The organism is Saccharopolyspora cebuensis (genome assembly GCF_039542665.1).
GTDB lineage: Bacteria > Actinomycetota > Actinomycetes > Mycobacteriales > Pseudonocardiaceae > Saccharopolyspora > Saccharopolyspora cebuensis.
The window spans coordinates 605,770-623,600 of the sequence record NZ_BAABII010000004.1 but is presented as its reverse complement, the minus strand read 5'-3'; the positions used below and the strand labels follow the sequence as shown (position 1 = coordinate 623,600).

Sequence of the window (17,831 nt, the reverse complement as noted above, 5' to 3'; positions counted from 1 at the left end):
GCTCACCGCGCTGGACGTAGCTGACAACCTGGCGGAACGGAACCTGCTGGTCAGAGGCATTCACAGGGAGCCAGTATCGCAAACCGCGCGAGGACCACGACAACCGGCGACCGACCGCGCCGCCGCCCGCCCGACTTCACCAGGTCTCGATCTGCGGGAGCGCCGCGACCAGCCCCGGCACCCCGCTGATCGGCACCGGCAGCGGCGGGGTGTCCCGGTGCGCCGGGACGACGCTCAGCCAGCCCCGGTGCTCATCGGTGAGCACCACGGTGGTGGGCATCATCATGGGAGCGCGGTCGGACGGCGCGTACTCCCAGAACCCCGCCTCGCTGATCCCCGCCCACGGCACGAAGACCCAGCCGGGGCGGTTGCTCAGCACGTGGTGCACCTCGTCCTCGATCTCGAACGCCGCCGCGCGGGATTCGATCTCCCCCCGGTCGAGGGCGCGCAGCCACCACGGGGCGGGCAGCCGCCGGTCGGAGCCGTGCAGCTTCCGGTACAGGCCGAGGACCTGCTCCTCCGTCGCGCGGTGGATCCAGCTGCGACGCAGCGAAGCGGGAGTGGCGGGTTCGGGCGGGGGTGGGTGCGCCTCGGTCGCCAACGACCATTCCAGGTGGGGGACCGGTTCCAGCAGGACCTCGGAACGCCGCGCCCGCTCCTCGTCCCGCGCGGCGTTCAGCGCCGACTCGTCAGTCGAATGCACCATGTGGCCCACCCCATCTGCTGTTGGCAAGCGCGGACCCAGCAGGAGTGGGCCGCCCTTGATCGACCCATGCCCCGAGCAACGCTGGTGCGGAGCACTGTTCTCACATAATGCCCTACCCATGGCCGATGGGTGAACAGCAAAAACGGATGTACTGTGGTAAACCTCACATACTAGCGGCCTGTTCCCGAGTCCCGGCGCTGGTCAACTCGACAAGCCGGAGGCCGGGGGTTGGAGTGGACTCGTGGCAGATCAGACGATTCAGCACGTCGAGGTCGACGGCGGCGTCGTGGTCGGCGTCGACGGTTCCCCGTCCTCGTTGCGGGCACTGGCCATCGCGGCCGACGAAGCCCGCATCCGCGATGCGGTGCTGCACGTGGTGCGCGCCTGGAGCATCCGGACCGCACCGCGTCCACCGGATTGCCCGCCGAACGCCATCCCGAGCGTCGACCAGTTCCACGACGAGGTCCTCAAGGACACCCAGCGGATCGTGGCGCAGCGGATCGGCGAGGACCCCGGCATCACGATCCGCTACCACGTCGCGCACGCACCGTCCCCGCACGCGCTGCTGTCCGCCTCGAAGGGCGCCGACGTCATCGTCGTCGGCCACCGCGGTCGCGGCGGCTTCGCGGGACTCATGCTCGGCTCCGTCGCCGAGCAGTGCGTGCGGCACGCCGCGTGCCCGGTCCTGGTCGTTCGCCCCAACGTCTGACCGCCCGCCGGGCCGCGCACCGCGGGCGCCTGCCCGACCGGGCGGCGCGCGCCGCGGCACGGCGCACAACACCGAACCGGCAGAACCACCGAAACGGGCGAACCGCTCGGCTCCCCCACCTCCGGGGAAGACCCCCGGACAGCACAGGGCCCGGGCCATCCCCCGAATGACAGCCCGGGCCCTCCCCCGTCCCGACCGCTGGCGCCCCCGAGCGCTGATGCAGTCGGTCGATCCTGTTGTGCCTGCCCGCGCCACCGCTGGTGTCCACTGGGGACTACCGCGGAGCTGGGCGCTACCTCGCCGCGATCTTATCGCCCGACGTGATCAGCCTCTCGGCCGCCCCGGGTAACACCGTGCGCCGACCGCACCACCAGGGCCTTCGATGCGTTGATCATGGTAGGTTCTCCTGTTGATCAGTACCGGCTGGTCAGGCGTCCCTGCGGTGCGTGACGAACAGCGCCAGCGCGAACACCGCCACCGAGACCGCCGCGAAGTAGCCGAGGGCGGCCCACTGGCCGAACGGCATGTCCGATCCCGAGACGTCCGCCGCGAGGAAGTGGCTCACCGAGCTGAACGGCATCCACTTCTGGATCTCCGGCCCGATGTTGGGGATGAGCGAGATCAGGTTCTCCACCAGCAGCGGCCACAGCAGCAGCAGGGTGATCGCCCCGGCGCTCTGCCGCACCAGCGCGCCGACCCCCACGGCGAGGATCGCGCAGAGCCCGTAGACCAGCCCGCCGCCCGCGACCTGCCGCCACGCGTCCACACCGGACAGCGCCAGGTCGGATTCGGGCGAGAGCACCCCGGCCAGACCCCACGACCCGAAGGCCGCGACCTCGCCGACGACCAGCGCCAGCACCGCGACGACCACGGCCTTGGCGACCAGCGCGGCGATCCGGTTCGGCACCGCGAGGAACGTCGCCCGGATGGTGCCGAAGCGGTACTCGGTGGTCACCGACAGCGCCGCCAGCACCAGCATCACCATCATGCCGAGCTGGCGCCCGCCCTGGGTCATCCCCAGGGTCATCGGCCCGTCCCACTGCCAGGCCATCATCGCCGCCATGCCGACGGTCAGCACCAGCGCGAGGGAGATGCACCACCACGGCGACCGGGTGGAGAACAGCTTCATCCGCTCAACGGCGAGCAAGGTCATCGGGCCACCCCCGCGAGCTGGTCGGAGCCGTCGCCGCGCAGTTGCGTCTGGTACTCCACGGCACCGCTGGTCATCTGCATGAACGCCTCTTCCAAGGAGCCCTGGCGGGCGGACAGCTCGTGCAGCACGACGCCGCGTTCGGCCGCCAGCTCCCCGATCTGGTCGGTGCTGGCGTCCTCGACGACCAGCGTGTCGGTCTCGGTGGACTGGACGCTCAGGCCTGCTTCGACCAGCGCCTTCTGCAGCACCGGCACCTGCGGCGTGCGGACCAGCACGGAGCGGTCACCCGCGTTGGTGACGAACTCCTCGGTGCTGCACTCGGCGATCAGCTCGCCGCGCCCGATGACCACCAGCTCCTCGGCGGTCAGCGCCATCTCGGAGAGCAGGTGGCTGGACACCAGCACGGTCCGCCCCTCGGCGGCCAGGCCCTGCATGAACCGGCGGATCCAGTGGATGCCCTCCGGGTCCAGCCCGTTGACCGGCTCGTCGAACATCAGCACCTGCGGGTCGCCGAGCAGCGCGGCGGCGATCCCCAGCCGCTGCGACATGCCCAGCGAGAACCCGCCCGCGTTGCGACCGGCGACCTCTTCCAGGCCGACCATGCCGAGCACCTCGTCGACCCGGCCGCCCGGGATGCCGTTGGACTTCGCCAGCCAGCGCAGGTGGGTGCGGGCCGACCGGTTCGGGTGGACCCACTTGGCGTCCATCAGCGCCCCGACGGTGCGCAGCGGGTGCTTGAGGTCGCGGTAGGCGCGACCGTCGATGCGGACCTCGCCCGCCGTCGGCCGGTCGAGCCCCAGGACCATCCGCATGGTGGTGGACTTGCCCGCCCCGTTCGGGCCGAGGAAGCCGGTGACCTTGCCCGGCTTGGCGGTGAACGTCAGGTTGTTCACCACCACCTTCTTCCCGTAGCGCTTGGTGAGGCCGATCGCCTCGATCATGTCTGCTCCCGCTCCCGCGAACTTTCCCCCGCTCGGGGGTCACCTGTTAAGGGTGGCAGTCCCCACGCTCGGAGCACATCGGCCCCTCGTCTGGACCTGGGTCAGCCTCAGGTCGTAGTGAACCCCGCGAGCGACCCCACGCGCCTCAGGGGCCACCCCGACCTCACCCCGGACGAACCCCCGCGGTCCTCGCCGGTCGGGGCCTGAGTGCGGGGCACCCGGTACCGAGTCACCGGGGGCGGGGCGCCCCTCGCTCAGGGTCTTTCCACCATGCGGCGGTGCCGGGTGCGGCACGCAACCGGCACCGCCGCCCGTGCTCGGACGGACCGCTCAGCGGTCCCCTCGCGAGGACAGCCGGAGCCGGGGTACCTCAGGAGCGGATCCCGCAGCGGGAAGACCGCTGGGGTTCCGGTACCCGCACCGCCACGCAAGCCCTCTGGAAGCGCCCCAGCCGAACGGGGGTCAGCGGAACCAGCGGTCCAGGGCCGTGGCCAGCCCGTCCTCGGCGACCGGTGCGGTGACCTCGTCGGCGGCGGCGTGCACGACCGCGGGCCCCTGGCCCATCGCGACGCCGTGCGCGGCCCACTCCAGCATCTGGACGTCGTTGTCCCCGTCACCGGCGGCGAAGGTCTCCGCGGCCGGAACGCCCAGCTCGGCGCGCAGCTTCTCCAGCGCCGCACCCTTGGTGACGTCCTGCGGCACCACCGTCACCCACGGCTCGTAGTGGTCCAGCGTGAAGGTCGCGCCGGGCAGCACCGCGCCGCGCATCGCCGCGACGACCTCGGCGGGCTCGTGCCCGACCCAGTTGGCGACCAGCCTGGGCACCGGTCCGGCGGTCACGTCCTCGATCGTGCCGACGTGCTGCGGGCCGTGCAGCTCGTCCGGGCCGAACGGCGCGGTGACCAGGTTCCCCTCGCCGAGCCGTTCGACGGCCAGGATCGAGCCGGGCACCCGGCGGGCGAGCTCGGCCACCACCGGCGCCGGCTCGAAGGTCTCGACCGACACCGCCTCACCGGTGGCCGCGTCGAGCACCACCGCGCCGTTGGAGCACAGCGCCACGCCCCGGGTCAGGCCGAGGTCGGCCAGCACCGGCAGGGCGCCCAGCATGCTGCGGCCGGTCGCGACGATCACCTCGGCGCCCGCGTCGACCGCGCGCCGCACCGAGGTGCGCACCGCCGCGGAGATGGTCTGGGTGTCGGGGTCCAGCAGGGTTCCGTCGACGTCGAGGGCGATCAGGCGAGGTTTCCAGGTCGCGTCGGGCACGACCGCAGGGTAGCCGGGCGGGCCCGCGAGGCGTTCCGGCGCGAGGCCGAAATCACGACTCGCCCGGCCGGACCAGGCCCGTCTCGTAGGCGAGCACCACGGCCTGCACCCGGTCCCGCAGGTCCAACTTGGACAGCACCCGGCCGAAGTGGGTCTTCACCGTCGCCTCGGACAAGTGCAGCTCGGCGGCGATCTCGGTGTTGGACAGCCCCTTGGCGACCAGCACCAGCACCTCGCGCTCCCGGTCGGTGAGCACGTCGAGCACCGAGGCGTCGCGCAGCGGACCGCTGCCCTCGGGCACGAACCGGTCCAGCAGCCTGCGGGTGACGCTGGGCGCGACCACCGCGTCGCCGCTGGCCACCGAGCGCACCGCCGAGACCAGGTTCTCCGGCGGGGTGTCCTTGAGCAGGAACCCGCTGGCCCCGCCGCGCAGCGCTGCCATGGCGTACTCGTCGAGGTCGAAGGTGGTCATCACCAGCACCTTCGCCGTGTCGGCCGCCGCGATCCGGCGGGTCGCCTCCACGCCGTCCACGCCCGGCATCCGGATGTCCATCAGCACCACGTCCGGGTGCAGCTCGGCGGCCAGCTCGACGGCGCGCTCGCCGTCGCCCGCCTCGCCGACGACCTCGACGTCGTCCTGCGAATCCAGGACCATCCGGAAACCCATCCGCATGAGTTCCTGGTCGTCCACCAGCAGCACCCGCACCATGCGGACCAGCCTAGAGCCCGCGACGCGGCGCAACGCCGCTACTTCGCCGCCGGTTCCGATCGGGCCGCCAGCGGCAGTTCCGCCCGCACCCGCCAGCCACCGCCCGCCGCCGGACCGGCGTCGAGCGTGCCGCCGTAGACCGCGGCGCGCTCCCGCAGCCCGATCAGCCCGTTGCCCCCGGAGGCCAGCCCGGAGGTCCGCGCGGTGGTGCCGTCGTCGACGACCTCCACCAGCACCCGGGAGCCGTCGTTGTCCACCCGCACCGCGGCGGTGGTGCCCGGACCGCTGTGCTTGACGGTGTTGGTCAGCGACTCCTGCACGATCCGGTAGAGGCTCAGCCCGATGCCGGTGGGCAGCCCGGCCAGGTCGCCGGACATCGCCAGCCGCACCGGCAGCCCCAGCCCGCGCACCCGGTCGACGAGCTCGTGCAGCCCTTCGGCGGACGGCTGCGGCGCCCGCTCGCCGGGGGTGTCGGTGTCGCGCAGCACGGTGAGCAGTTCCCGCAGTTCGGCGAGCGCGGTGCGGCCGGTGCCGCTGATCGCCCGCAGCGCCCGCTCCACCAGCTCCGGCCGGGACGGCATCGCGTACCCGGCGCCGTCGGCCTGGGTGATCATCACGCTGACCGAGTGGGCGAGCACGTCGTGCAGCTCGCGGGCGATCCGGTTGCGCTCCTCGGCGACCGCGATCCGGGCCCGCTGGTCGCGCTCGAACTCCAGGTTGCGCAGTCGCCGCTCGACCTCCGCGTGGTAGGCGCGGCGGGCCCCGATGAACTCGCCGAGCATCCAGCAGAACCCGGCGATGACGGCGAAGAACGCGATCTGGATCAGCACCAGGCCGAGCACGTCGTCCGGCAGCGTCCGGTTGGTGAACAGCCGCACCACGGAGAACACCCCGACGAGGACGGTGTAGAGCGTGGCGATCGGCCTGCTGGTGTAGGCGACCAGGGTGTAGATCATCAGGCACGGGACGAGCGTCCCGATCGACAGGTGCGGCCCGTACTGCGCGACCGAGGCGATCCCGAGCCCGCCGAGCGCGGTGTAGGCGGCGGGCACCGGCCACCGCCTGCGCCCCACCAGCGCCGCGGCCACCAGCAGCCCGGTCAGCACGTACAGCGGGACCCACATGCCCTGCCCGGAGATGTCGAGCGACCACAGGTGCAGCAGCAGCACCACCGCGGCGATCGCGCTGTCGCCGACCACCGGGTGCGCGCTCAGCCACAGGCTCAACCTCCGCATTGCACGAGGTTAAGCGCTCTTCGCGGTACCCGTCCTGCGCAGCGGTGCCGGTGGCGAGCGGCTGGCGCCGCTCCGAACGACGCGGTTCGGAGGCCCCGCGCCGTCGGTCCCGGGGACCGTCCGGGAGTCCTCCCGAGGTCGTGGTTGCCCGCCCGGGCGGGGGGCGGCTCGTGGCAGGATGGGCCGCTGGATCGGTGGGACGAGAGGTCGACGTGAGCACGGCAACCGAACAGCAGCACTGGGCCGGTCAGCACTGGGCCGGTCCGCTGTCGGCCGCTGTCGCGCGGCTGTGCACCGGTCTGCAACCGCAGGTGTCCGAGCGCACCGCCGCCGGGTTCGGCGAGGTGCTGCGCCGGTTGGCGGCGCCGTTGCAGGTCGCCGTCGCGGGCCGGATCAAGTCCGGCAAGTCCACCCTGGTCAACGCGCTGATCGGCCGCCGGGTCGCGCCCACCGACGTCGGCGAGTGCACCCGGCTGGTGACCCGCTTCCAGTACGGCACGGTGGACCGCGTCGAGGTCGTCTTCCGGGACGGCCGCAAGCAGGCCGTGCCGTTCGACGCCGACGGCGGCATCCCCGCCGACCTCGGGGTGGACGTCGCCACCGTCTCGCACCTGGAGGCGTACCTGACCAACGCGGTGCTGCGCGACCTCACCGTCATCGACACCCCCGGCCTCGGTTCGCTGGACAGCGACTCGGTGGCGCGCACCGAGGAACTCCTCGGCACCGAGGACGCCGCCGACCTGGACCCGGTGTCGCGCAACGCCGTCGCGGGCGCCGAAGCCGTGCTCTACGTGGTCACCCAGGGCGTGCGCGCCGACGACCAGGACGCGCTCGCCTCGTTCACCGCCGCCACCGCCAGCCGCGAAGCCGGTCCGGTGAACGCCATCGCGGTGCTCAACAAGGCCGACACCCTCGACCCGGACGAGGCCGGCGAGGTGTGGGGCACCGCCGCCCGGCTCGCCGCGACGCAGGCGCGGCTGCTCGGGTCCCGGGTCGCCGACGTGCTGCCGGTGATCGGGCTGCTCGCCGAGACCGCCGAGACGGGCGCGTTCACCACCGCCGACGCCGAGGCGCTGCGCTCGCTGGCCGCGCTCGACGAGGTCACCCGGGAGACGCTGCTGCTGTCGGCCGACCTGTTCACGAGCTGGGAGTGCGACGTCCCGGAAGGCGTGCGGGCCGGGCTGCTGGAGCGGATGGACCTGTTCGGCGTCGAGCGGGCGCTGGCCGCCCTGGACGCCGATCCCGGGCTGACGGCCGGGGCGCTGCGCCGGGCGCTGCTGGACTCCTCCGGGCTCGCCGCCGTGCTGGGCAGGCTCGACGCGGTGTTCCGCGCCCGCGCGGACGGGATCAAGGCCGCCGCCGCGCTGGCGTCGGTGACCGCGCTCGCGCACGCCTCCGGGGACCCGGGCGAGCGGCAGCGGGTGCACGACGCCATCGAGGTGCTGCTGGCCAGGCCGGAGGCGCACCAGCTCCGGGTGCTGGAGGCGTTGACGCTGGTCGCCGCCGGGACGGTGGACATGCCGGCGGACCTCGCCGAGGAGGTCGTGCGGGTCGGCAGCAGCACCGACGCCGCCGAGCAGCTCGGCCTGGTCGGGCACGGGCACCAGGAACTCACCGACTACGCGCTGGAACGGGCGGGCTGGTGGCGGTCGTTCTCCTCGTTCGGCGCCACCCCCGCGCAGGCCCGGGTGGCGCACGTGGTGCACCGCGCCTACTTCCTGATCTGGCAGCAGCTCCGCGGTGAGCGGCGGTGATTTCCCCGACCGGGGGAACGCGGCGATCGGGGGCCGCGTCGGAGACGTCGAGGGCCGGCCGGGGGGCTGGCGATGCCGAGGTGGTGAGGACATGGATGCCATGACCAGCGATGCCGTCACCGATCCGCTCGACCGCGCCCTGACCGAGCGCGCGACCCTGATCGAGCTGTGCGTGTACGCGATGGACCGGGCCCGCAGCGCGGGCGTGGTGGAACGGCTCGCCGAGGGGCTGGGGCGGATCGGGGTCACGGCGCTGCGGCCCGACGGGCAGCGGTTCGACCCGGCGCACCACGAGGCGGGCGGCACCGCGCCGACCGACGACCCGGCGCTGATCGGCACCATCGCCGAGACCGAGGTCCTCGGGTTCGCCGATCGCGAGCGGGTGCTGCGCCCACCGGTGGTCACCGTCTACCAATCGGCCGGGGCCTCGGCATGAGCTCGCCGATCACCACCGCAGCGCTGCCGCAGCAGGTGAAGCAGACCCGGGACCAGCTCCTCGCGCTGCTCCGGGAGGCCGATCCGCGGGCCGCCGACTGGGTCGCGTCGGTCCGCCGGAACCGGCCCGCGACGCCCAGCGTGGTGGTCGTCGGGGAGACCAACCGGGGCAAGAGCTCGCTGGTCAACGCGCTCGTCGGGCAACCGGGGCTCTCTCCGGTGGACGCCGACGTGGCGACCACGACCTACCTGCGGTTCGAGCACGGGCCGGAGTGGGCGGCCCGCGCCTGCTACCCGCACCAGGACCCGGTGCCGTTCGATCCCGCCGAGCTGGCCGACTGGGTCAGCGTCGGCGGGCGGCTGCCGGAGGGGCGGCTGCCCCCGCGCCACGTCCAGGTGACGGCGCCGCTGGACGCGCTGGCGCAGGTGTCGGTGGTGGACACGCCCGGCGTCGGCGGGCTGGACGAGGTCCACGGCGAGCTGGCGATGGAGGCCGCCGCCTCGGCCACCGCGCTGCTGTTCGTGGTGGACGCCTCGGCCCCGTTCACCCGGGGCGAGCTGGACTTCCTGCGCCAGGTCGCCGAACGCGTGGAGACCGTGGTGTTCGCGCTGGCCAAGACCGATCTGCACCGGGGCTGGCGGCAGGTGCTGGAGGCCGACCGCGCGCTGCTGGCCGGGCACGCGCCCCGGTTCGCCGAGCTGCCGATCCACCCGGTCTCGGCGCGGATGCAGGAGCTGGCCGCGCGGGCGCCGAGCGAGCAGGCCGCGGCGGCGCTGCTGGAGCGCTCCGGGATCGGCGAGCTGCGCAGCGCGCTGGAGCAGCTGATCGGCGGCCGGACGGCGATGCTCGGCGAGGCCAACACGATGCGCGCGCTGGCCACCGTGCTCGGCGAGCTCCGGGTGACGCTGGCGGGCCGGAAGCGGGCGCTGAGCGTCGGCGAGGACGAGGCGGAGGTGCTGCGGCGGCGGCGCGACGAGCTGGCCGCCGAGCGGCGGTCGTCGACCCGGGGCTGGCAGGTCAAGCTGCGCGGCGAGGTCCAGCGCACCCGGGTCGAGTCCGGCCACGAGGTCACCCGGCAGGTCCGCGACGTGCAGAACTGGTTCCGCCGGGCCATCGACACCGCCGACCGCGCGCAGCTCGCCCAGCTCCCGCAGCAGGTGGACGTGGCGCTGCAGATGGCCTCGACGCGGGTCGCCGGTCAGCTCTCCGCGCGGTTGGCGCAGGTCGCCGAGCACGCGCTGGCCGACCTGTTCTCCGCCGAGGAGCTGGACGTGATCCGGTCGCAGTTCGCGCGGGGCGTGCAGGCGCCGATCGCGCTGCGCCCACCGGACCGGCGACCGCCGACCGCCGAGGACAAGCTGCTGGTGTTCATGGGCGTGTCCGGCGGGCTCGGCGTGGGGCGGGCGGCGGCGATGCCGCTGGCCGGGCTCGGGGTGGCCGCGCTGAACCCGGTCGTGCTGCCGGTGACCATCGTGCTCGGGCTCGGGGCGGGCTGGTGGATGGCCCGCACCCGCAAGCACGCCGCCGACAAGCAGCACCTCAAGCAGTGGCTCACCGAGGCCATCGCGGACGCCCGGTCGGCGCTGGACCAGCTCGTCGCCGAGCAGCTCATCGAGGCCGAGCAGCAGTTGTCGCTGGCCCTGGACGACGCGCTGGCCAAGCGGATCGAGGGCATCGAGGCGGAGCTGCGCGAGGTCGACCAGGCGCTGAAGCTGGACGCCGCCGAGCGCGGCGAGCAGGTCCAGGACCTCGACCGCCGGATCGCCGAGGCCACCTCCGGACGCGACCGCGCCGAGAAGCTGCTCACCGCCATCCGCACGCTCCGCGACGCACCCCAGACCTGACCCCCGGAGCCTGACCCACGGGGGCCGACACACCGGGCCGACGCCCGTTCGCGCCTCAGGTGAGGGGCACCCTGTACCCGGTGACGTGGTACAGGGTGCCCCTCACCTCGTTCCCGAACGGGTGAGGTGCTCCGGTTCGGCACCCGGGCTCGTGCTGAGTGAGGGGCACCTTCATCCGGCATAGTCGGATGAAGGTGCCCCTCACTCGGGTCACGAACGGGTTAGCCGCCCGTTGAGGGGTCAGCCGCCGATGAGGTCCAGCTCGGAGTCGGGGCCGCCCGGGGCGCGGAGGCGGACGGTGGCGCGGTAGCTGCCCTCCGGGAGGCCCCGGGTGGAGAGGCGCACCGCGCGCTCCAGCTCGCCGTCGCGGGTGAGCACCAGCAGCTCGGCGCGCTCGGTGAGGAAGTCGCCGAGGCCGGTGCGGTGGCCGACCTGCTCGTCGATGGCCTCCGAGGTCGCCGGGCCGAGAACCACGTGCGCGGTGTCCCAGTCGCCTGGCACCAGCGCCTTGAGCAGGCGCTCACCGCCCTCGGCGCGCAGCCGCTCGATGCCCGCGGTGAGCCGCTCCCCGTCCGCCACCTCGGTCGTGCAGGCCGTGACCAGCGGCGCAGCCAGCAGCGCGGCCAGCAGCAGACCGCCGAACGGCCGCCGCGCGGTCCACCGCCCGAGCGCGAGTCCGGTCATGCCGCTGCTCCTCCGCCGCTCCGGCCGCGGTGTCCCCCGACCGCGGGGGCACGGTACTCGGCCCGGGCCAAGAGCAAGCCGCGGGCCGCACTCCCGCCGCGGACCCGTGGCGAATTCACGTCAGCGGCGGGGAGCGGGTCCTTCGGCTGGTCGGACCCGCACTGCGCGGGTCGGGCGCGGGTCGGGGGCTGGTCCGGGGCCAAGTTGGGGGTGCGATGGTCCCACCCTCGTTAGTCGGACCTCCATTGCTTTGATGACCTGCGGATTCTCCGCCGGGGGCGCGGTCGTACGGTGATCCGCGGGCGGGCTCGGCCGAGCCTTCCCGCTGTGGCAGGGCTCACGGAAGGGCCCGGTTTCGTGCCAGGATGGCGGTGAGCGTTCCCACCGGCCCCGGCCTTCCGCCCGGGCGCACACCCCGCGCCCCGCGGTGACCGCGGCCAGCCGGGCACGCCGCCACAAGCGGCGGTCCGGTGCGACACGAGGAGATCCGCATGTCCCCTGAACGATGGACACGCCCCGGAGACGAGACCGACACCGCGACCGGACCCCCTGCCGCTACCGCAGCGAAACCCACACGGGAGCAGGTGATCGCCGGTTTGCGCGCGACGAGTGAAGGTGGGGCTGACCTCGTTCAGCTCCTCAGCCCGGAAGGCCAGCGGGTCGAGCACCCCGCCTTCGACATCGATCTGACCGACGCGGAGCTGCGCGACCTGTACCGGGACATGGTGCTGGTGCGCCGCGCCGACCGGGAGGGCAACGCGCTCCAGCGCCAGGGGCAGCTCGGCATCTGGGTGCCGCTGCTGGGGCAGGAGGCCGCGCAGATCGGGGCCGGCCGCGCGCTGCGCTCGCAGGACATGGCCTTCCCGAGCTACCGGGAGCACGGCGTCGCGTGGTGCCGGGGCATCGACCCCACCGACCTGCTGGGCATCTTCCGCGGGACCGACCACGGCTCCTGGGACCCGATCGCCGCCGGGTTCCACCTGTACACGATCGTCATCGGCAACCAGTGCCTGAACGCCGCCGGGTACGCGATGGGCCAGCGCTTCGACGGCAAGGTCGGCGACGCCGACGGCGAGGCGACCATGGCGTTCTTCGGCGACGGCGCCACCAGCCAGGGCGACGTGCACGAGGCGATGGTGTGGGCGGCCGTCTACGACTCGCCGGTGGTGTTCTTCTGCCAGAACAACCAGTGGGCGATCTCCGAGCCGCTGGAGCGCCAGACCCGCGTCCCGATCTACCAGCGGGCCGCCGGCTACGGCTTCCCCGGCATCCGGGTGGACGGCAACGACGTGCTGGCCAGCCTCGCGGTCTCCCGGTGGGCGCTGGACGAGTGCCGCCAGGGCAACGGCCCGGTGCTCATCGAGGCCTACACCTACCGGATGGACGCGCACACCACCTCCGACGACCCGAGCCGCTACCGGCTCAGCGACGAGATGGAGGCGTGGAAGCTCAAGGACCCGATCGAGCGGCTGAAGGCGCACCTGCTGCGCGACCGGATCGCCGACGAGGACTTCGTGCGCTCGATCGACGCCGAGGCCGACGAGCTGGCGGCGCGGTTCCGGGACTTCTGCTTCAACATGCCCGAACCACCACCCGAGCGGATCTTCTCCGAGGTCTACGCGGAGGAGACGCCGCAGCTCGCCGGGCAGCGCGAGGACTACCTGCGCTACCTCGCCGGCTTCGCGGACGAGACGCTGGCGGGAGGTGTTCGCTGATGGCCGCGCCCGCGCTGGAGCGCCCGACCTCGGCGGAGTCGGGAACGCGCACGGTCACCATCGCCAAGGCCCTCAACATGGGGCTGCGGGCCGCGATGGAACGCGACCCGAAGGTGCTGGTGATGGGGGAGGACGTCGGCAAGCTCGGCGGCGTCTTCCGGATCACCGACGGCCTGCAGAAGGACTTCGGCGAGCACCGGGTGCTGGACACCCCGCTGGCCGAGTCCGGGATCATCGGCACCGCGATCGGCCTGGCCATCCGCGGCTACCGGCCGGTGTGCGAGATCCAGTTCGACGGGTTCATCTTCCCCGGCTTCGACCAAATCGTCTCCCAGCTCGCCAAGCTGCACTTCCGCAGCCAGGGCAAGGTGAAGGTGCCGATCGTGGTGCGGGTGCCCTTCGGCGGCGGGATCGGCGCGGTGGAGCACCACTCGGAGTCGCCCGAGTCGCTGTTCGCGCACGTCGCCGGGCTCAAGGTGGTGTCCTGCTCGAACCCGGCCGACGCCTACTGGATGCTCCAGCAGGCCATCGACTCCGACGACCCGGTGCTGTTCTTCGAACCCAAGCGCCGCTACTACGAGAAGGCGGAGCTGGACCTGTCGGCCGCCCCGCCGCCGCTGCTCACCTCGCAGGTGCGGCGCACCGGGTCGAAGGTGACCGTGGCCGGGTACGGCCCGGTGATGCGGACCTGCCTGGACGCGGCGACCGCCGCCGAGGAGGAGGGCCTCGACCTGGAGGTCGTGGACCTGCGGACGCTGTCCCCGCTGGACCTGGCGCCGGTGTTCGAGTCGGTGCGCCGCACCGGTCGGCTGGTGCTGGTCAGCGAGGCGCCGTCGGAGTCGTCGGTGACCTCGGAGATCGCGACCCGGGTGCAGCAGGAGTGCTTCTACTCGCTGGAGGCACCGGTGCTGCGCGTGACCGGTTTCGACGCGCCGTACCCGCCGAGCAAGCTGGAGGAGGGCTTCCTGCCCGACCTCGACCGGGTGCTGGACGCGGTCGACCGCTCGCTCGCCTACTGATCCTGCTCGCGCGTTCAGCGGGCCCGCCGCGCGGCGGGCCCGCGAGGGAGTCGTCGATGGCACAGCTCAAGCACTTCCCCCTGCCCGACGTCGGGGAGGGGCTCACCGAAGCGGAGATCCTCGGCTGGAAGGTCCAGGCCGGGGACACCGTGACCGTCAACCAGGTCATCGTGGAGATCGAGACCGCGAAGGCCGCGGTCGAACTGCCGTGCCCGTGGGCGGGCACGGTGCACCAACTGCTCGTCGAACCGGGGCAGACGGTGGAGGTCGGGTCGCCGATCATCGCCATCGACCTGGACCCGGCCTCGGCGGAGGCCGCCGAGCAGCCCGCCGAGGAGGGCGAGTCCAACGGCCAGGTGGCCAACCTCGTCGGGTACGGGCCGCGGGCCAGCAGCGGCAAGCGCCGCCCGCGCAAGGCGGGCTCGGCCGGGGCCGCGCAGCAGGCGGTGCAGGGGGCCATGCAGGGCGCCGCACCGGCCGCCACCGAGGTCGCCGAGCCGGAACCGGCGCCGGAGCCGCAGCCGACCGCCCCGGAGCGCTCCGGCGGGTACGTGCCGCTGGCCAAGCCGCCGGTGCGCAAGCTCGCCAAGGACCTCGGGGTGGACCTGCACGTGCTGCACGGGTCCGGCGACGGCGGCGTGATCACCCGCGAGGACGTGCGGACGGCCGCCGAGCCGGAGCCGGTGCGGCCCGGGGCGCGGGAGCCCGGAACTCGGGAGCCCGGGGCTCGGGAACCCGGCGCTCGGGAGCACAGGGTGCCGGTCAAGGGCGTCCGCAAGGCCACCGCGCAGGCGATGGTGGACAGCGCCTTCACCGCGCCGCACGTCACCGAGTTCCTCACCGTCGACGTGACGCCGATGATGGAGCTGCGCGAGCGGCTCAAGGCGCACCCGGGGTTCCGGGACGTGCGGGTCTCGCCGCTGGCCTTCGCGGCCAAGGCGGTGTGCCTGGCGGCGCGCCGGACCCCGGACGTCAACGCCACCTGGGACGAGCCGGCCGGGGAGATCGTCTACAAGGACTACGTGCACCTGGGGATCGCGGCGGCCACCCCGCGCGGTCTGGTGGTGCCCAAGGTCCGCGACGCCGACGGCATGTCGCTGCGCGAGCTGGCCGAAGCGCTGGAGCAGCTCACCGCCACCGCGCGGGAGGGCCGCACCTCGCCCGAGGCGCTGCGCGACGGGACGTTCACCATCACCAACGTCGGCGTCTTCGGCGTCGACACCGGCACGCCGATCCTCAACCCGGGTGAGTCGGCGATCCTGGCGCTGGGCGCGGTCCGGGACATGCCGTGGGTGGTCGACGGCCAGGTGGTGCCGCGCAAGGTCTGCCAGCTCGCGCTGAGCTTCGATCACCGCGTGGTGGACGGCGAGCAGGGCTCCCGCTTCCTCGCCGACGTCGGCGCCCTGCTGTCCGACCCGAGCATGGCCATCACCTACTGACCACGTCCGGGTGATCCTGGCCAGGTGAGGGGCACCCTTGCCCAAGTAACTGGGACAAGGGTGCCCCTCACTCACAACTCTTTCGGGTGACGATCAGGTGCGGTGGTGCTCCTCGACGCCGCGGTCGGGGGTCCAGCGGCGGATCACCAGGTGGGTCCGTTCCGGGCTGAGACCGGTGGTGACGACCTCGGCGAGGTCCAGGCGGAACAGGTGGGAGTCCGCGCTCGGCGGCCGGACCTGCGCCACCCACTCGCGGTGCTCGGCGCCGGTGACCTCGACCGCGGTCCCGGCCAGCTTGCAGTCCGGACCGTCGGCCAGCTCGTCGGCCGGATCGGCGTGGACCGCGCACCGCCCGTCGCGGCGCAGGTCCAGCGCCTTGCGGGAGCGCGGCATCGAGCCGAGCACCAGGTCGGCGCCCCGCCAGTCGAGCTCGGTGCCGCTGACCCGGGGCGAGCCGTCCGCCCGCAGCGTCGCGAGCACGTGGTGCCGGTGCGCGGTCAGCCGCGCGCGGACCGCGTCGGCCATGTCGGGTGCTCGCTCTTCGAATTCCTGCCACGTGACCATGCCGGTCATCGTGCTGGCGATACCGGACGTCCGCTGTCGTGCTTCGGAGCGGGCGGGTCCGGGCCCGTGGGCGGACCCGCCCGCCGGGCTCACTCCGGCTTGCGGCGGCGGCCGCCCTTGCGCGGTGACTCGGCGCCGTCGTCCTCCGCGGCGCCCTCGTCCTCGGCGAGGTCGAAGGCGTGCTGGTCGAAGTCGTGGATGTCGAGCTGCGGCAGCCCGAGTTCGGCGGTCAGTTCGCCGAAGATCGGCGTGTTCGGGTCTGACGTGGTCTTGCTCATGGATCGGCCCTCCCAGATCGCTGTGCCGACGACCGGAGCGGAGGTCTCCGGTCAGCTCGTGGCCCGCCGGACCGGTGGAGGCGGGCGGACCGAATACGGTACTCACCCGTTCGGCCTAACATTGTCGCCGCCCCCGAACCGGACCCGATCATGGCCCCCCCGCGAATCGTGCACCGGGCGAGTACAACCAGCGACTCGGGACGGCCATTCCGCGCCGTGTCGAACGCCACTCCCCGCTCGCTGCCTGATCGTGCTACTCGCGCGGCGCGGCGGGCGGGACCGGATCACCATCAGCAGCGGTCGGTGCTCCCCCCGCCGTGGCCGGCCCCCGTGCCGGTCACCCAGGGCGCCGCGGGCCGTATCCCACGCTGCGGCCCGCGGCGCCCGCTCACCCGGTCGCCTCGGCGCGGGTCCGCGCGGTGGTGCGGTCCGGGTGCAGCCGGTCCAGCTCGGCGTTGACCGCGGCGCCGACCAGCACCGCGAGCGCGGTCACGTAGACCCACAGCAGCACCGCGATCGGGGCCGACAGGGTGCCGTAGAGCGGGCTGTTCTCGATGGTCAGCGCCAGGTAGCCGCGCAGGCCGGCGCTGCCGCCGACCCACACCAGCAGGGCCACCGCGGCGCCGGGCAGGTGCTCCCGCCACGGCGTGCGGACCGGCACCGACAGCGCGTAGAGCGTCGCCAGGAACAGCGTGGACAGCAGCAGCACCGCGGGCCAGTACACCCACCGGATCAGCGCGTCGGCGGCGGGCAGGAGCTGGACCAGCACGTTCGGGCCGACGGCGAGCAGCGGCACCAGGGCGACCCCGGCGACCAGCCCGAGCGCGTAGAGCGCGACGGACATGGCCCGCTGCCGGATCACGCCGCGCTGCCCGCTGAGGTCGTAGAGCACGGTGATCGCGTCGATGTAGACGTTCAGCGCCCGGGACCCGGACCACAGCGCCACCACGAAGCCGACCGCGCTGACCCCGGCGCGCCCGGTGCCGAGCACGTCGTCCAGCGCCGGGCGCACCACCTCGGCGACCGACCGCGGCGAGAGCACCGCGCCGGCCCCGCCGAGGATCAGCTCCCGGACCTGGCCGAGGGTGTCGGCGCCGAGCGCCCCGGCGAGGTAGCCGAGCAGCCCGACGAGCCCGAGCAGCAGCGGCGGCAGCGAGAGCAGGGTGAAGAACGCCGCCTCACCGGCCAGCCCGGTGATCCGGTTGCGCGAGCTGGTCACGACGGTGCCGACCGCCAGCCGCCCGGCTGCGGTCCGCCCGGCCCACCGCGCCGCTCCCGCCAACCGGCCCTCGGTCAGCCGTGCCGCCCACATCCGCGCTCCCGTCCCCGACGTCCGTTCCGCCCCCTGCTGATTCCCGGTGACCCCGGCACGTCACGGTGTA

At 73.5% G+C, this 17,831-nt stretch carries 17 protein-coding genes; 7 read left to right on the top strand and 10 right to left on the bottom strand.

The window, feature by feature from the left end; all coding sequences use genetic code 11:
* Nucleotides 1-136 precede the first annotated feature (136 nt).
* Entirely contained in the window at nucleotides 137-706 is a 570-nt protein-coding gene (locus ABD976_RS09655; RefSeq protein WP_345360534.1) for a hypothetical protein, read from the bottom strand.
* A gap of 241 nt (nucleotides 707-947) precedes the next feature.
* Between ABD976_RS09655 and ABD976_RS09650 the strand changes: the two genes are divergently transcribed.
* A complete protein-coding gene (locus ABD976_RS09650) occupies nucleotides 948-1,415 on the top strand; it encodes a universal stress protein (RefSeq protein ID WP_345360531.1) in 468 nt (155 codons plus the stop codon).
* A gap of 427 nt (nucleotides 1,416-1,842) precedes the next feature.
* On the opposite strand, the gene ABD976_RS09645 is transcribed toward ABD976_RS09650, so the two are convergent.
* The 5 genes from ABD976_RS09645 to ABD976_RS09625 all read right to left on the bottom strand — a co-directional run bounded on the left by ABD976_RS09645 (nucleotide 1,843) and on the right by ABD976_RS09625 (nucleotide 6,716).
* The gene (locus ABD976_RS09645; protein WP_345360528.1) at nucleotides 1,843-2,568 is read right to left on the bottom strand and encodes a hypothetical protein; all 726 of its coding nucleotides are present in this window, start codon (nucleotides 2,566-2,568) and stop codon (nucleotides 1,843-1,845) included.
* On the bottom strand, nucleotides 2,565-3,509 hold the full coding sequence (locus ABD976_RS09640) for an ATP-binding cassette domain-containing protein (RefSeq protein WP_345360525.1): 945 nt from the start codon (nucleotides 3,507-3,509) through the stop codon (nucleotides 2,565-2,567). Before ABD976_RS09640 ends, ABD976_RS09645 begins: the two co-directional genes overlap by 4 nt.
* A gap of 462 nt (nucleotides 3,510-3,971) precedes the next feature.
* On the bottom strand, nucleotides 3,972-4,772 hold the full coding sequence (locus ABD976_RS09635; protein ID WP_345360522.1) for an HAD family hydrolase: 801 nt from the start codon (nucleotides 4,770-4,772) through the stop codon (nucleotides 3,972-3,974).
* Between the two features lie 52 nt (nucleotides 4,773-4,824).
* Nucleotides 4,825-5,481 (bottom strand): response regulator, encoded by a 657-nt coding sequence (locus tag ABD976_RS09630; protein WP_345360519.1) that lies wholly within the window; start codon nucleotides 5,479-5,481, stop codon nucleotides 4,825-4,827.
* A 38-nt stretch (nucleotides 5,482-5,519) separates the two neighbouring features.
* A complete protein-coding gene (locus ABD976_RS09625; protein ID WP_345360516.1) occupies nucleotides 5,520-6,716 on the bottom strand; it encodes a sensor histidine kinase in 1,197 nt (398 codons plus the stop codon).
* 212 nt (nucleotides 6,717-6,928) lie between these two features.
* Between ABD976_RS09625 and ABD976_RS09620 the strand changes: the two genes are divergently transcribed.
* The 3 genes from ABD976_RS09620 to ABD976_RS09610 all read left to right on the top strand — a co-directional run bounded on the left by ABD976_RS09620 (nucleotide 6,929) and on the right by ABD976_RS09610 (nucleotide 10,750).
* Complete coding sequence (locus ABD976_RS09620) at nucleotides 6,929-8,470, top strand: dynamin family protein (protein ID WP_345360513.1); 1,542 nt, start codon at nucleotides 6,929-6,931, stop codon at nucleotides 8,468-8,470.
* Between the two features lie 91 nt (nucleotides 8,471-8,561).
* A complete protein-coding gene (locus tag ABD976_RS09615) occupies nucleotides 8,562-8,906 on the top strand; it encodes a nucleotide exchange factor GrpE (protein ID WP_345360510.1) in 345 nt (114 codons plus the stop codon).
* The gene (locus ABD976_RS09610; RefSeq protein ID WP_345360507.1) at nucleotides 8,903-10,750 is read left to right on the top strand and encodes a dynamin family protein; all 1,848 of its coding nucleotides are present in this window, start codon (nucleotides 8,903-8,905) and stop codon (nucleotides 10,748-10,750) included. The genes ABD976_RS09615 and ABD976_RS09610 overlap by 4 nt, the downstream gene beginning before the upstream one ends.
* Nucleotides 10,751-10,990: 240 nt before the next feature.
* On the opposite strand, the gene ABD976_RS09605 is transcribed toward ABD976_RS09610, so the two are convergent.
* Complete coding sequence (locus ABD976_RS09605) at nucleotides 10,991-11,434, bottom strand: hypothetical protein (RefSeq protein ID WP_345360504.1); 444 nt, start codon at nucleotides 11,432-11,434, stop codon at nucleotides 10,991-10,993.
* A 491-nt stretch (nucleotides 11,435-11,925) separates the two neighbouring features.
* Between ABD976_RS09605 and pdhA the strand changes: the two genes are divergently transcribed.
* From pdhA to ABD976_RS09590, 3 genes are read left to right on the top strand one after another with little or no spacing between them, the layout of a single operon-like run.
* Nucleotides 11,926-13,149, top strand: coding sequence for a pyruvate dehydrogenase (acetyl-transferring) E1 component subunit alpha (gene pdhA / locus ABD976_RS09600; RefSeq protein WP_345360501.1), 1,224 nt, complete (start codon nucleotides 11,926-11,928; stop codon nucleotides 13,147-13,149).
* Nucleotides 13,149-14,168 carry an alpha-ketoacid dehydrogenase subunit beta gene (locus ABD976_RS09595; RefSeq protein WP_345360499.1) on the top strand — a complete coding sequence of 340 codons (1,020 nt, stop codon included), beginning with the start codon at nucleotides 13,149-13,151 and terminating at the stop codon, nucleotides 14,166-14,168. The genes pdhA and ABD976_RS09595 overlap by 1 nt, the downstream gene beginning before the upstream one ends.
* Before the next feature lie 56 nt (nucleotides 14,169-14,224).
* Nucleotides 14,225-15,607, top strand: a complete 1,383-nt coding sequence (locus ABD976_RS09590) for a dihydrolipoamide acetyltransferase family protein (RefSeq protein WP_345360496.1) — start codon at nucleotides 14,225-14,227, stop codon at nucleotides 15,605-15,607.
* 93 nt (nucleotides 15,608-15,700) lie between these two features.
* Here the strand turns inward: ABD976_RS09590 and ABD976_RS09585 are convergent, their stop codons facing one another.
* The 3 genes from ABD976_RS09585 to ABD976_RS09575 all read right to left on the bottom strand — a co-directional run bounded on the left by ABD976_RS09585 (nucleotide 15,701) and on the right by ABD976_RS09575 (nucleotide 17,761).
* Entirely contained in the window at nucleotides 15,701-16,171 is a 471-nt protein-coding gene (locus tag ABD976_RS09585) for a pyridoxamine 5'-phosphate oxidase family protein (RefSeq protein ID WP_345360490.1), read from the bottom strand.
* 89 nt (nucleotides 16,172-16,260) lie between these two features.
* Nucleotides 16,261-16,449 carry a hypothetical protein gene (locus ABD976_RS09580; RefSeq protein ID WP_345360487.1) on the bottom strand — a complete coding sequence of 63 codons (189 nt, stop codon included), beginning with the start codon at nucleotides 16,447-16,449 and terminating at the stop codon, nucleotides 16,261-16,263.
* Nucleotides 16,450-16,837: 388 nt separating this feature from the next.
* Nucleotides 16,838-17,761, bottom strand: coding sequence for a YihY/virulence factor BrkB family protein (locus tag ABD976_RS09575; RefSeq protein WP_345360484.1), 924 nt, complete (start codon nucleotides 17,759-17,761; stop codon nucleotides 16,838-16,840).
* Between the last annotated feature and the right edge of the window lie 70 nt (nucleotides 17,762-17,831).

Excerpts from the sequence above, each read along its gene's own strand:
- ABD976_RS09585 (WP_345360490.1), bottom strand. The coding sequence starts at position 16,171 with ATGGTCACGTGGCAGGAATTCGAAGAGCGAGCACCCGACATGGCCGAC.
- ABD976_RS09640 (WP_345360525.1), bottom strand. The coding sequence starts at position 3,509 with ATGATCGAGGCGATCGGCCTCACCAAGCGCTACGGGAAGAAGGTGGTG.
- ABD976_RS09630 (WP_345360519.1), bottom strand. The coding sequence starts at position 5,481 with ATGGTGCGGGTGCTGCTGGTGGACGACCAGGAACTCATGCGGATGGGT.
- ABD976_RS09590 (WP_345360496.1), top strand. The coding sequence starts at position 14,225 with ATGGCACAGCTCAAGCACTTCCCCCTGCCCGACGTCGGGGAGGGGCTC.
- ABD976_RS09610 (WP_345360507.1), top strand. The coding sequence starts at position 8,903 with ATGAGCTCGCCGATCACCACCGCAGCGCTGCCGCAGCAGGTGAAGCAG.
- ABD976_RS09595 (WP_345360499.1), top strand. The coding sequence starts at position 13,149 with ATGGCCGCGCCCGCGCTGGAGCGCCCGACCTCGGCGGAGTCGGGAACG.
- ABD976_RS09580 (WP_345360487.1), bottom strand. The coding sequence starts at position 16,449 with ATGAGCAAGACCACGTCAGACCCGAACACGCCGATCTTCGGCGAACTG.
- ABD976_RS09615 (WP_345360510.1), top strand. The coding sequence starts at position 8,562 with ATGGATGCCATGACCAGCGATGCCGTCACCGATCCGCTCGACCGCGCC.
- ABD976_RS09655 (WP_345360534.1), bottom strand. The coding sequence starts at position 706 with ATGGTGCATTCGACTGACGAGTCGGCGCTGAACGCCGCGCGGGACGAG.
- ABD976_RS09605 (WP_345360504.1), bottom strand. The coding sequence starts at position 11,434 with ATGACCGGACTCGCGCTCGGGCGGTGGACCGCGCGGCGGCCGTTCGGC.
- ABD976_RS09645 (WP_345360528.1), bottom strand. The coding sequence starts at position 2,568 with ATGACCTTGCTCGCCGTTGAGCGGATGAAGCTGTTCTCCACCCGGTCG.
- pdhA (WP_345360501.1), top strand. The coding sequence starts at position 11,926 with ATGTCCCCTGAACGATGGACACGCCCCGGAGACGAGACCGACACCGCG.
- ABD976_RS09575 (WP_345360484.1), bottom strand. The coding sequence starts at position 17,761 with ATGTGGGCGGCACGGCTGACCGAGGGCCGGTTGGCGGGAGCGGCGCGG.
- ABD976_RS09625 (WP_345360516.1), bottom strand. The coding sequence starts at position 6,716 with ATGCGGAGGTTGAGCCTGTGGCTGAGCGCGCACCCGGTGGTCGGCGAC.